Source organism: Allocoprococcus comes (assembly GCF_013300725.1).
Lineage (GTDB): Bacteria > Bacillota > Clostridia > Lachnospirales > Lachnospiraceae > Allocoprococcus > Allocoprococcus comes_A.
In genome coordinates this window covers 14,977-28,101 of record NZ_JAAIMM010000028.1, presented here as the reverse complement: position 1 = coordinate 28,101, position 13,125 = coordinate 14,977, and the positions used below count along the sequence as shown (strand labels likewise).

Genomic DNA, 13,125 nt, shown 5'->3' with positions numbered 1-13,125 from the left:
TTGCCACTCACATTGTTATACTTTTTTTATATTAAACTGTCATAAAAACAATATTATTCATATTGATGGTAGCGCATTATAATAAGTAGGTCAAGAAAAAACTAAGAAGTAAAGAACAGGAGTGAGTGTGTTTGAAGAAACTTTGGGTTTATCTGAAAGAATACAAGATGGAAAGTATTCTTGCACCATTATTCAAACTGCTGGAAGTCGTATTTGACCTTTTGGTTCCGGTGGTTGTCGCCAAGATCATTGATATTGGTATTGCAAACAATGACCACGGCTACATCGTAAAGATGTTCCTGGTGCTGATCCTCATGGCTGCAGTCGGTCTTAGCTGCAGTTTTACCGCACAGTATTTTGCTGCAAGAGCGAGTGTCGGCTGTGCAACCAATTTAAGACAGGCCGTATTTGACCACATTCAGGGCTTTTCATTTACCGAACTTGATACGATCGGTACGGACACCCTGATCACACGAATGACCGATGATATCAACCAGGTCCAGAACGGCATCAACATGGGACTTCGTCTTCTTCTGAGAAGTCCGTTTATCGTAATCGGTTCGATGATCATGGCATTTACGATCAACTTTAAATGTGCGCTGGTATTCGTTGTGGCGATCCCTCTTTTATTTGTCGGCGTCATTTTCATTATGCTGGTCAGCATCCCGCTTTTCAAAAAAGTGCAGGCTGCCCTGGACCGCGTCACAGGACTTACCCGTGAGAATCTGACAGGTGTCCGCGTGATCCGCGCATTTTGCCGTGAAGAAGAGTCGGTAAATGAATTTGAAAAGAGCAACACCGAACTGACCAGGTTAAATGAATTTGTCGGAAGAATTTCCGCCCTGTTAAATCCATTTACCTACGTGCTGATCAACATTGCAACTGTCATCCTGATCGCAAAAGCAGGACTCCAGGTCAATCTCGGAACCATGCATCAGGGGCAGGTTGTCGCGCTTTACAACTACATGGCACAGATGATCGTCGAGCTGATCAAGCTGGCTTCCCTGATCATTACACTGAACAAGGCGATGGCATGTGCTGACCGTGTAGCCGGTGTCCTGGATATCCGGACCACCATGCATTACCCGGAAACTGCTTCTGCAAAAGCAGATCCTTCTGCAAATGAAGTTGATTTCGACAACGTATCTTTCACTTATGCAGGTGCCGGTGCATCGAGCCTTTCCGATATCAGTTTCTCTGTAAAAAAAGGGCAGACAGTCGGCATTATCGGCGGTACCGGATGCGGAAAATCCACTCTGGTCAGCCTGATTTCCCGTTTCTACGATGCAACCAGCGGAACTGTTAAGCTGAACGGAAGAAATGTAAAAGAGCTTACCAATCAGGAAATCCACGACAAGGTGGGAATCGTCCAGCAGCGTTCTGTCCTTTTCAAAGGCAGCATCCGCGACAATATGAAGTGGGGCAATGAAAATGCATCTGACTCCGAGATCTGGGATGCACTGAAAGTTGCACAGGCAAAAGAAGTTGTAGAGGGCAAAGACGGACAGCTTGACTTCATGCTGGAGCAAAACGGAAAGAACCTTTCCGGTGGACAGCGGCAGCGTCTTACCATTGCCCGCGCGCTTGTGAAAAAACCGGAGATCCTGATCCTCGACGACAGCTTAAGCGCACTTGATTTTGCAACTGACGCAGCACTTCGGAAAGCCCTCGCAGGACTGGAAGGAGAGACAACAACCTTCCTGGTATCCCAGAGAGTTGCCGGCATCCGTCAGGCAGATAAGATTTTAGTATTAGATAACGGGGAACTCGCCGGACAGGGCACACATGAAGAACTCATGAAATCCTGCGAAGTTTACCGTGAGATCTATTTCTCACAGTTCCCGGAAGACCGTGCAAAATATGAAAGAGGGGAGATGTAGGTATGAAAAAAGACAGTGTAATGAAAAAGCTTTTTAAATATATCGGAAAATACTGGATCCTCCTGATCCTCAGCATCATCCTTGCCGGAATATCAGTGGTTCTTCAGCTTTATGTGCCGGTTCTCTTCGGTAATGCGATCGATGAGATCGTAGCAGCGCACAATGTAGACTTTACCCAGATGTGGATCTATCTGAAGCAGATTCTTCTGTTCGTAGTGATCGCTGCAGCCGCAATCTGGATCATGAACCTTGTCAATAACCGCATGACCTATCATATTGTACAGGATATCAGATCCCAGGCAATCAGCCACATCCAGAAGCTTCCGCTTTCTTATCTGGATCAGCACAGCACCGGCGATATTGTGAGCCGTATCATTGCCGATACCGATATCCTTTCTGACGGATTACTGCTCGGATTTACCCAGTTATTTTCCGGCGTTGTGACCGTTGTTGTAACCTTGATCTTCATGTTTTCCAAGAACGTGTGGATCACTTTGATGGTCATCCTTCTGACACCACTCAGCTTCCTGGTGGCAAAATTTATTTCCTCACGCTCTTTTACCATGTTTAAAAAGCAGAGTGAAACCCGTGGAAAACAGACTGCTCTGATCGAAGAAATGATCGGAAATCAGAAGGTTGTCAAGGCATTCGGATATGAGGACAAAGCTTCAAAGCGTTTTGATGAGATCAATAAAGAACTCAAAGAATACAGTCAGAAAGCCGTATTTTACAGCAGCCTTACCAATCCGTCCACCCGTTTCGTAAATAACATCATTTACGCTGCGGTAGCACTTGTGGGCGCATTCCTGATCCCGCTTGGAACCCTGACGGTCGGCGGTCTTTCCGTACTGCTTTCTTACGCGAACCAGTACATGAAGCCATTCAACGACATTACATCCGTAATCACGGAAATGCAGAACGCCCTTGCATGTGCGACACGTATCTTTGACCTCTTAGAAGAACCGGAAGAAGTAAAAGATTCTTCTGAAGTACTTGAGAAGGTGGATGGAAATGTGGATATCGACCACGTAGATTTCAGCTATGACAAGAGTAAATCTCTGATTGAAGACTTTAACCTTCAGGTTGAACCTGGTATGCGTATTGCGATCGTAGGTCCTACCGGATGCGGAAAAACAACATTTATCAATCTCCTGATGCGCTTCTATGACGTGGATTCCGGAAAGATCTGTATCGATGGTAAACCGATCGACGAGATTTCCCGACATTCGCTCAGAAAGAGCTTCGGTATGGTGCTTCAGGATACCTGGATCAAATCCGGTACTGTCCGTGAAAATATCAGCTTCGGAAAACCGGATTCCACGGATGAAGAAATCATCCGGGCGGCAAAAGAGGCAAAAAGCTGGGATTTCATCCGCAGACTTCCGCAGGGACTTGATACCGTCCTGCATGAGGACAGCATCAGCCAGGGACAGAAACAGCTCCTGTGTATCACAAGAGTTATGCTCTGTCTGCCACCAATGCTGATCCTGGACGAAGCGACTTCAAGTATCGATACCCGTACCGAACTGCAGGTACAGGAAGCATTTGATAACCTGATGAAAGGTCGTACAAGCTTTGTCGTTGCACACCGCCTGTCTACGATCCGCAACGCTTCCCTGATCCTCGTCATGAAAGACGGTAAGATCATTGAGCAGGGAACCCATGAAGAACTGCTGAAAGAAGGTGGCTTCTACAGTCATCTGTATAACAGCCAGTTCCAGGCAGTGTCATAAAAGGATAACGGTGCTGGAGCGGATTCGTCGGAAACATCCAAAACAGTTAAGGATGGATTCATGGAAGCACCAGATGGTGAGATTCCATTTGATTAATTCAGAATAAATGGTTGGAGAGGCTGCCCTTTGCCGGGGCATCCTCTTTTCCATTTTACAGAAGAAATCAAAAATTACAGGTATTCAACCTAACGAAATCGTGATATAACGAGTGCAAGAGAGCCAACATGCTTGCATGATTGGCGAACGGCGAATTGGATCATATGACTTGATTCATATCTATATATTACCTTATTTCTTGTATTCTTCCTACCATATTCTTCTTGATTATTCTTCAATCAGAATGTATTATATCATTATAGAAATTTGCATCTGTACACATTTTTAATATACTTTTAATGGGAGTGGTTTTCATAAAAACAATTCATAAAAAACACGGCTTTACACTTGTAGAACTCATTGTTGTACTATCTATTCTTGCAATACTGGCAACACTGCTTATTCCGTCTTTGACAGGATATATTGAAAAAGCAAAAAAGCAGGCTGTTTTATCTGAAGCAAAAGAAGTCTGGACTGCTGCTCAGGCTGCTTTGTCCGAATGTTATGCTATGTACCCGGAAAGCTTTGAAGAATCTTGCAAGTTTACCTCCACAATCGGCGGCGAAAAGATGACAAAACTCGGAAGAATATCAAACGGTGCATTAAATGCTCTTCAAAAAAATCCCAAAGATCAGACCGAGGTCAATACATCCAGCCGGCGAGTTGCAAGACAAGTACTTATTTATCTGGAAAGTGCAGATAAAAATGCAAAACCGCGCTATACATTCGGCAATGGTGCGATTCCTACCGGGAACAGCAGACCAAGCAACTATTTTAAAACCAAACCGACTTCAAAAGATATCCTTATTCAGATTTTCCATACGAAAAAAGGGAAAGTCGTTGCACTCAATTTTGGAAAAAATGGATACATGGTAACCATGATCGCAGGAAAAGAACCAACCATTGTTAAAGATGGAAATTGTCTTCCATCCTCTGAAAAATAAGCGGATAAAAGAAAAGCGACACTGCAAAACTACATGCTATGGGAGTTCTGCAGTATCGTCTTTTTTTATTCTTCCACCTTCTATCAACTACCATTTTTTGCTGAAACCCGACGCAATAAGATAGACAAAAAAGTGCCCGCATTGTATATTATTAGTAGTTTAAAAATGGGGAATATGCAAAGGGGAAAAAAGTATCATGAATCTAATTTCGCAATACAAAGGGCTTAGAAAAGAAAACTATGTCTTATGCTTCGGACGCTTTGTGACGGCCATGGGGGCAATGGTCCGTCCGATGCTGACGATGATCCTGAGCCAGAAGCTTGGGATGAATGCCGTGCAGGTTGCCTGGATCACGGCGCTGATGGGAATCCTGACGATCCCGGCAAATCTGATCGGCGGAAAGATGGCCGACCGTTTTAATAAGAAAATGAATATCGTCTATCTGGATATGATTTCCGTCATTTCTTATATCATCTGCGGACTGATCCCGCTGACGACAAAATCCATTGTGCTGATGTTTATCGCATCGACCTGCCAGAACATGGAGAATCCGTCCTACAATTCGCTTACTGCGGATATCACCCTCAGCAAGGACAGGGAGAGAGGGTATTCCCTCCAGTATCTGACAGCAAATCTCGGCGGCGTGATGGCTTCTGCCGTAGCCGGATTTATGTTTCGCAATTACTTATGGCTTGCATTTTTGCTCAGTGGAATTTCCATCGGCACTTCTTCTGTGATGATCTATTTCTTTGTACAGAATATCACACCGGAAAAAGAAGAAAGTGATGGTAACGCCATTTATCAGGCCGAACGCCACGGGGAAAGCCTGCTGACGATTCTTAAAGAAAACCGGCTTGTTCTGCTGTTCATTCTGATCACCAGCGGGTACACAGCACTTTACCAGATGTATAATTATCTCTTTCCTATGGATCTGATCCGTCTGCACGGGGATACCGGTGCGGTGATATTCGGAACAGTTACAAGCATCAACTGCTTTATCGTTGTTCTCTTCACACCACTTATCACCCAGATTCTGAAGCGATCCTCCGAACCGAAAAAGACAATCTACGGATTTTTACTGACACTGGTCGGCTACGTGATGTTCATCCTCTTTTCCGGGCACATCCCGTTCTATTATGCGGCAATGGTTGTACTGACATGGGGTGAGATTTCTTACATGCTGGCGGAAAGCCCGTACATGACCAGGCGTATTCCATCCAGCCACCGTGGAAGAATCCACGGGCTGATGGAGATCATTCGTATCGGATTTATGAGTCTGTACCAGCTTTTGATCGGATTTATTTACAAAAATCATACGCCGACCTTTACCTGGATCGTCGTTCTTCTGACAGGAGTCGCGTTCATGCTTCTGGCTGTTATCTTAACGAAAGAGGACAAAAAACGCTATAAAAATCTGTATCGCAGATTATAATAGAATACGTCACGGCACGCAGTGCCTTTTATTTAACATCCAAAATTTACGGGGATACAGATCAGTTATATAATCTGCATCCCCATTTTATTTGTTCGCGCATATTTTCAGTCGTTAAACAGTGCCTTTAACTGCCGGATAAAGATTTTCTCTCGCGGATTCGGTACATATGCCGAATGGTACATCAGGTACGCGCTCATCCCACACGGTGCATTCACAACAGGAATTTCCACACACTCTGAACTATACGACATATCCGAAAAACGCTTCATCATAACGGTAGAATAATTGCTTTGCTTGATTGCATCCAGAAGGCCGCCACGATCAAATACATAAAGAATCTTATTATCATCTTCAAAGCCCAGAATCCCCAGCCATTCTTCAAATTTGAAGTTCTCGTACATAATGCAGCGGAGCTCCCGGATCCGTTCAAATTCAATCTCCCTGCGCAGAGCAAGCGGATTCTTCTTCGATGTCAGAAGGATCAGCGGTTTGCTTTTCGCGATCGGGATCAGCTTCATACTATATTTTTCCGCCATCTCAAAATAGCTTTCTTTGATCGAGTCAAAACAGTAAAACAATCCCATCCGGTATCTTTTATCCACAACGTCCCGGATCACCTGGATCAGTCCCGTCTCTTTAAACGAATCTTCTATATTCCGCGCCGGATTTTTCTTCTTAAACTGCATAAAAAGGTTCATAAAATCAAAAGAATACGTGCTCGAAACTGAAATATTCCCCTTATTCACAAAAAGAGAAGGGATATTTCCGATCGCATCCAGTTCCGTGACGATTTTATGGGCGGATTTTAAAAACAGTTCTCCCTCACTCGTTAATTGTATTCGGTTATTGTTTCTCGAAAATACGGAAAATCCCAGTTCTTTTTCCGCATTTTTAATACAAACACTTAAGTTTGGCTGTGACAAACCCAGATGTTTGGCTGCTTTGTTAATTGATCCACATTCATAAACTTCAATAAAATATCGAAAACATTTGCTATCCATTTTCACTCACTACCTACCTGTTTTTTCATACTCCGGATCTATTGACTTTATTGATATTTTTTATATGTTAACACAAAAAAACTCCATTATCTATATCTTTTTTATTATTTCTTATATGATTTCTCATATAACTTATTAAGGATCGATATAACACAACTCCCTGTCGAAATGCTATCATACATTCAACGAAACAAATAACGAACGTTCGCAATGATTACATATGATTTTAAGGAGGATACAGATATGTCAGAAATCAAACAGCCAGCAAGTGCTTTATCATCACCAAGATTTTGTAACATGGGAACTTTTATGAGAATGCAGAAGGTAGACACCGCAGAAGGTCTTGACTTTGCGATTGCAGGTGCGCCATTTGATACAGGAAGTTCTTTCCGTTCTGGTTCAAGATTTGGTCCGAACGCAATCCGTAATATCTCTGCAATGATGAAACCAAACAACGTAATCATGCAGGTTAATATCATGGAAAGCCTGAAGGGCGGAGATATTGGTGATTTCAACATTACTCCTGGTTACATCCATCCAAGCTACGATGCAATCGAAAAAGGTGTGGCAGGAATCCTTGAGAAAAATGCCTGTCCGATCGTTCTCGGTGGTGACCACGCAATTACACTTGCAGAACTCCGGGCAGTAGCGAAAAAATATGGTCCTGTAGCTCTTGTTCATTTTGATTCTCATTCAGATCTGTGTGACGAAGTATTTGGACAGAAATACAATCACGGAACACCTTTCAGAAGAGCGATTGAAGAAGGACTTATCGATCCATCTCATTCTATTCAGATTGGTATGAGAGGATCCCTCTACGATCCAAATGAACACAAGATGGCTGCTGAGCTTGGCATGAAGCTGATCCCGGCACACAAGGTGCGTGAAATGGGACTTCCGGCTTTGATTGAAACAGCAATTGAAAGAGTAGGTGATAAACCTTGTTTCCTCACTTTCGACATTGACTTTATTGATCCTGCTTATGCTCCAGGTACAGGAACTCCGGAAGTTGGCGGATTTACTTCTCTCGAAGGACTGGAACTCGTAAGAGCACTGAAAGATCTGAATTTTGTAGGATTTGATATTGTTGAAGTTCTTCCAGCTTATGATCATGGTGAAATTACCGCATATCTTGCAGCTAATATCGTATTTGAATATCTTTCTATTCTTGCACTCAAGAAAAAAGGAAAATAATTTATCTTAGATTATATTTTTAAGATAAATGGCAGCACCAGTTTCTACTGGAACTGGTGCTGTTGTTCTTAAAATACGCATTTTTCAGGAAAGGAGACTCTTTATGGTTAAATCTAAGACTATGACCACGGAAAGTACCATAGCTACTACCGAACAAGTTACTTATGACAGCGATATGATGTCCGCCGAACTTGATAAAATCCAGTTGAACAAAAGCCAGACTATAAAGGGCATTCTCAGATTAGTCATCTGTTCAGCTATCGGTATCGCAGCTTTTTTTGTTTCTGTACCACACAACGGTAAGAGCGAAATTATCTTTAGTATTATTTATAATGCCTTTGTAAATATGTTCGGCAATTTTGCCTACTGGATCTTGACACTCATCGTTGCCGGAAATTTTGTCTGTCATATTTATTTTAAGTATGTGAAAAAAGGTACTCTTGAATCACCTTTTGCCAAAATTTATGATAACGACACGATTATCCATACATTTTTGTACGCTCTCGGCTTCATCTATGTGGTCTTATATGCCTGTCATATAAATATCACAGGATTCCAGGGACCGGAAATCATCATTGGCGATTCTACCGGTGGAAGCGTTATTCCTCCGATCGTTCTTGGTGTTTTTGGAATCATCATCGTAGGTGCCATTTTCATGCCATTCCTTTTAAATTATGGAATCTTGGAAATTATCGGTGCCATTTTGGAACCACTGATGCGTCCGTTATTCAAAGTTCCTGGAAAGGCTGCTCTGGATGCCGTATCTTCTTTCGTAAGCTCTTCTTCACTTGGTGTCTTAATCACAAACAGATTGTGGAAAAGAAATGTTTACACAGAAAAAGAAATGGTCGCTATCATGACCGGATTCAGTGCTGTAAGTATTGGTTTTGCATACATGGTAATCAATACAGCCAAACTAGGTGATCATTTCGTAAAAGTTTACGCGATCAGCTTTGTTCTCGTATTCATTATCGAAATGATAACCGTAAGAATTCCTCCGATCAGCAAGAAAAAAGATGTATACTATTCTGGACATGTGCAGACAGAGGCGGAACGTAAAAATGATACCAAATTCAGTTTCAGCCTTCTTCCCCTCGGTATAAACCGTGCAGTCAAGCGTGCTTATATTGCAAAGAATGTATCCGTAGAAGTTAAGAACAGCTTAAAAGACAGCTTACTGGTTCTCCCACAGGTTCTGACTATGTTATCGGCCATCGGTGTAAGTGGTCTGATCCTTGCAGAATACACTCCTGTATTCAAATGGTTAGGTTACATTTTCCAGCCGCTCCTTGTTTTATTCCGGATTCCTGACGTATCAGCGATTGCTCCGTCAATCCCGGTTGGAATCGCAGAAATGTTCCTTCCTGTATTAGTCATGATGGGAAGTGGCATTACCGTATGTGTAAAAGCAAGAGCATTCGTTGTTCTGGTATCCATGGTACAGATTATTTTCTTCTCAGAAACAGCAACAGTAATGTTAGCAACCAAATCCCCAATTAAATTCTGGGAAATCGTTGTATGTTTCCTGGAGCGTACTATTATCGCAATCCCACTTGCGTCCTTAGTAGTCCACATTTTATTCTGATTACAATGAATTTTTCTGTTTGACATCCTGAAATCTCCTTTTTATACTTGTTGTATAAGAAGGAGATTTTTATATTATGACCATCAAAGAAATCGCACAACTCGCCGGTGTCTCCAGCGCAGCTGTATCCAGATACTTAAACGGCGGCTATGTCAGTGAAGGAAAAAAGGAACAGATCCGTAAAGTCATCGAAGAGACCGGATACCAGCCATCCGCACAGGCGCGTATGCTTCGTACCAAAAAGGCAAGCCTGGTGGGCGTAGTCGTCCCGAAGATCAATTCCGAATCCATCAGCCGGATCACTGCCGGAATTGAAAGTGTTCTCGCCGAAAGAGGCTATCAGATGCTTCTTGCCGGAACCGACAACACCCCTGCAAAGGAAGTAGAATACCTCCGGTTATTTGAAAATTATCCGGTAGACGGAATCATCCTGGTCGGTACGATGTTCACCGCCGGTCACCGGAAATTTTTAAAAGAGACAAAGGTTCCGGTTGTTGTGATCGGACAGCACACCAACCTTGCCAACTGCATTTACCATGACGATTACGGTGCAGGAAAGGCAATGGGACAGGCCGTTGCCGGATTCAGTAAAAAAGGAGTTGCTTACATCGGCGTTACCCGTGATGACAAAGCTGCAGGTGCCGCAAGAGAGGACGGATTTATTGCCGGACTGAAAAATGCGGGCATCACACTTTTAGAAGAAAATAAGCGGACTTCGGCATTTACCCTGGAATCCGGATATGAGGCTGCACTGGATCTTTTGGAAAGCAAATGTGATATCGATGTCATATCGTGTGCAACCGATACCATAGCAGCGGGAGCAATTGAAGCCATTCAGACCTACTTAAAAAAGCAGGTTCCGGCAAATGCAGCCGATGCAGGTGCAAGAATGCGCTATATCCTTGAAAATACGTCCATCCGGGTAACCGGATTTGGTGACAACCAGATGTTAAAAGCCGTCACCGGTGGAATCCCGACCATACATTTTGGCTACAAAACCAGTGGAATCCGCGGTGCAGAGCTGCTTCTTGACAGTATTGAAAGAGGAGAACAGATTCCAATCGAGATGAAGCTCGGCTTTCGCCTTGTTGGAACAGACCTTTCGGACTCTGAAAATCAGACCTGATTTTCCTGCTTTCCCGGAGTTTCAAAAGGAAACGAAAGTTTCTTTCAACACTTTTCACAAAAATGAATATGAATTATCAGTAAAAATGCCATCTTTACAAATGGCATTTTTTTCATATTATTTAAGCATAAGATATGAAATCGATTACACATTATATCTAAAGGAGGAGAGAACATGGATTACAGAAAAACCGCACAGGAAATTCTGAATCATGTGGGTGGAAGCAAGAACATCGTATCTGCTGCCCATTGTGCTACCAGACTTCGCCTTGTCATTGCAAACAACACGAAAGCGGATAAGACAGCACTTGAGAATGTAGACGGGGTAAAGGGTGTATTTGAAGCATCCGGACAGCTCCAGATCATTCTCGGAACAGGAACCGTCAACAAAGTATTTGATGAATTTATTGCAATCGCAGGCATCACAGCCAGCACAAAAGCTGAAGCAAAAGAAGCTGCTGCTGAAAAGCAGAACTGGTTTATGAAAGCCATCAAGCTTCTGGGAGACATCTTCGTACCGATCATCCCGGCGATCGTAGCCAGCGGTTTCCTTATGGGAATCATGAACGCACTGGATTTCATGAACAGCAACGGGTTCTTACATATCAGCACAACCAGCTCGATCTATGTATTTGCAACCCTTTTCAGTAACATTGCTTACACATTCCTGCAGATCCTGATCGCCTTCTCAGCTGCAAAAGCATTTGGCGCAAACCCTTACCTTGGCGCAGTTATCGGTATGATCATGATTCATCCGTCCCTGCAGAACGCCTACACCGTTGCAACAGAAGGTGTACAGCAGACACAGAGCGTGTTCTTCGGACTGTATCACATTGACATGGTCGGCTATCAAGGACACGTCATTCCGGTTGTCATCGCTGTATGGATCTTATCCGTACTTGAAAAGAAGCTTCACAAGATCGTACCGGAAGTTTTAGACCTTTTTGTCACACCACTTGTCAGCGTATTCGTAACCGGATACCTTACACTTTCCATCGTCGGACCAATCTTCGTATGGGCTGAAAATGCAATCCTCGGAGCAATCCAGTGGATGCTTACACTTCCGCTCGGACTTGGAAGCCTGATCATGGGTGGTTTATATGCACCGACCGTTGTTACCGGTATCCATCAGATGTACACAGCCATCGATATCGGACAGCTTGCAAAATACGGTGTAACCTACTGGCTGCCACTCGCAAGTGCGGCAAACGTGGCACAGGGTGCAGCAGCACTTGCCGTTGCTGTAAAATCAAAAGACCAGAAAATCAAATCCCTTGCACTTCCATCATCACTCAGTGCATTTATGGGAATTACAGAACCTGCAATCTTTGGTGTAAACTTAAGATTCTTCAAACCATTTATCGCCGGATGTATCGGTGGCGGATGCGGAACCCTTTATGCTTCCCTTGTTCACCTCGGTGCAAAAGGAACAGGCGTAACCGGTATCTTCGGAATCCTGCTCTGCCTGAACCAGCCACTTCAGTACGTCATTGAAATGGCAATCGCAGTCGGTGTTGCATTTGCAGTTTCCTTCGTACTTTACAAAGACGAGAAAAAGAACCCGAACACTGATACGACAGCTTCTGTTCCAGTTTCCGTAGAGGAAGCTGACAGCGAAGAACCTGCTGCTCCTGAAACCGAAACAGCCTCAGATAATACAGAAACAGCTTCTTCCGAAGAAATTTTAAATGCTCCGGTAAACGGAACAGTTATTCCAAATGACCAGATTGTTGATAGCACCTTTGCTGCCGAAGTTCTTGGAAAAACAGTAGCCATTGAACCTTCTGACGGCGTGATCAAAGCACCTTGCGACGGCGAAGTTGTAAGCATTTTTGAGACCGGTCATGCCGTATGCATTCTGACAGACGGCGGTGCAGAGCTTCTGATCCACGTCGGAATCGACACTGTAAAAATGGATGGAAACGGATTTACAAAGAAAGTATCTGACGGCGCAAAAGTACACGCCGGGGATGTACTGATCGAAGCAGATTTAAATGTAATAAAAGAAGCCGGACATCCGGCAACAACCATGATGATCATTACCAATACAGATCTGTATGATTCTGTAGAATGTGCCGCACCTGGCACTGTAACCGGTAAATCATCTGTTATGAAACTTACAAAATAAAATA

General features: G+C 43.5%; 9 protein-coding genes. 8 read left to right on the top strand and 1 reads right to left on the bottom strand.

Going from position 1 to position 13,125, the window contains the following annotated elements; translation table 11 throughout:
* Positions 1–131: 131 nt before the first annotated feature.
* The 4 genes from G4407_RS13420 (at position 132) to G4407_RS13405 (ending at position 6,085) form a co-directional block, all read left to right on the top strand.
* Positions 132–1,880, top strand: a complete 1,749-nt coding sequence (locus G4407_RS13420; protein WP_173689269.1) for an ABC transporter ATP-binding protein — start codon at positions 132–134, stop codon at positions 1,878–1,880.
* Positions 1,881–1,882: 2 nt separating this feature from the next.
* The gene (locus tag G4407_RS13415) at positions 1,883–3,613 is read left to right on the top strand and encodes an ABC transporter ATP-binding protein (RefSeq protein WP_243868850.1); all 1,731 of its coding nucleotides are present in this window, start codon (positions 1,883–1,885) and stop codon (positions 3,611–3,613) included.
* Between the two features lie 401 nt (positions 3,614–4,014).
* Positions 4,015–4,653, top strand: coding sequence for a type II secretion system protein (locus G4407_RS13410; RefSeq protein WP_330586088.1), 639 nt, complete (start codon positions 4,015–4,017; stop codon positions 4,651–4,653).
* 196 nt (positions 4,654–4,849) lie between these two features.
* Positions 4,850–6,085, top strand: a complete 1,236-nt coding sequence (locus G4407_RS13405) for an MFS transporter (RefSeq protein WP_173689267.1) — start codon at positions 4,850–4,852, stop codon at positions 6,083–6,085.
* 107 nt (positions 6,086–6,192) lie between these two features.
* On the opposite strand, the gene G4407_RS13400 is transcribed toward G4407_RS13405, so the two are convergent.
* Complete coding sequence (locus G4407_RS13400; RefSeq protein ID WP_173689266.1) at positions 6,193–7,089, bottom strand: LysR family transcriptional regulator; 897 nt, start codon at positions 7,087–7,089, stop codon at positions 6,193–6,195.
* 243 nt (positions 7,090–7,332) lie between these two features.
* On the opposite strand from G4407_RS13400, the gene speB reads away from it, so the two are divergent.
* From speB to G4407_RS13380, 4 genes are all read left to right on the top strand, one after another.
* The gene (speB, locus tag G4407_RS13395; RefSeq protein WP_173689265.1) at positions 7,333–8,283 is read left to right on the top strand and encodes an agmatinase; all 951 of its coding nucleotides are present in this window, start codon (positions 7,333–7,335) and stop codon (positions 8,281–8,283) included.
* A gap of 103 nt (positions 8,284–8,386) precedes the next feature.
* Complete coding sequence (locus G4407_RS13390; protein WP_243868849.1) at positions 8,387–9,868, top strand: YjiH family protein; 1,482 nt, start codon at positions 8,387–8,389, stop codon at positions 9,866–9,868.
* Between the two features lie 76 nt (positions 9,869–9,944).
* Positions 9,945–10,994 (top strand): LacI family DNA-binding transcriptional regulator, encoded by a 1,050-nt coding sequence (locus G4407_RS13385; protein ID WP_173689264.1) that lies wholly within the window; start codon positions 9,945–9,947, stop codon positions 10,992–10,994.
* 174 nt (positions 10,995–11,168) lie between these two features.
* Positions 11,169–13,121 carry a PTS beta-glucoside transporter subunit IIBCA gene (locus G4407_RS13380; protein ID WP_173689263.1) on the top strand — a complete coding sequence of 651 codons (1,953 nt, stop codon included), beginning with the start codon at positions 11,169–11,171 and terminating at the stop codon, positions 13,119–13,121.
* Positions 13,122–13,125: the final 4 nt, after the last annotated feature.

Coding starts and splice junctions, on each gene's coding strand:
- G4407_RS13415 (WP_243868850.1), top strand. CDS start 1,883: ATGAAAAAAGACAGTGTAATGAAAAAGCTTTTTAAATATATCGGAAAA.
- G4407_RS13380 (WP_173689263.1), top strand. CDS start 11,169: ATGGATTACAGAAAAACCGCACAGGAAATTCTGAATCATGTGGGTGGA.
- G4407_RS13390 (WP_243868849.1), top strand. CDS start 8,387: ATGGTTAAATCTAAGACTATGACCACGGAAAGTACCATAGCTACTACC.
- G4407_RS13405 (WP_173689267.1), top strand. CDS start 4,850: ATGAATCTAATTTCGCAATACAAAGGGCTTAGAAAAGAAAACTATGTC.
- G4407_RS13400 (WP_173689266.1), bottom strand. CDS start 7,089: ATGGATAGCAAATGTTTTCGATATTTTATTGAAGTTTATGAATGTGGA.
- G4407_RS13385 (WP_173689264.1), top strand. CDS start 9,945: ATGACCATCAAAGAAATCGCACAACTCGCCGGTGTCTCCAGCGCAGCT.
- speB (WP_173689265.1), top strand. CDS start 7,333: ATGTCAGAAATCAAACAGCCAGCAAGTGCTTTATCATCACCAAGATTT.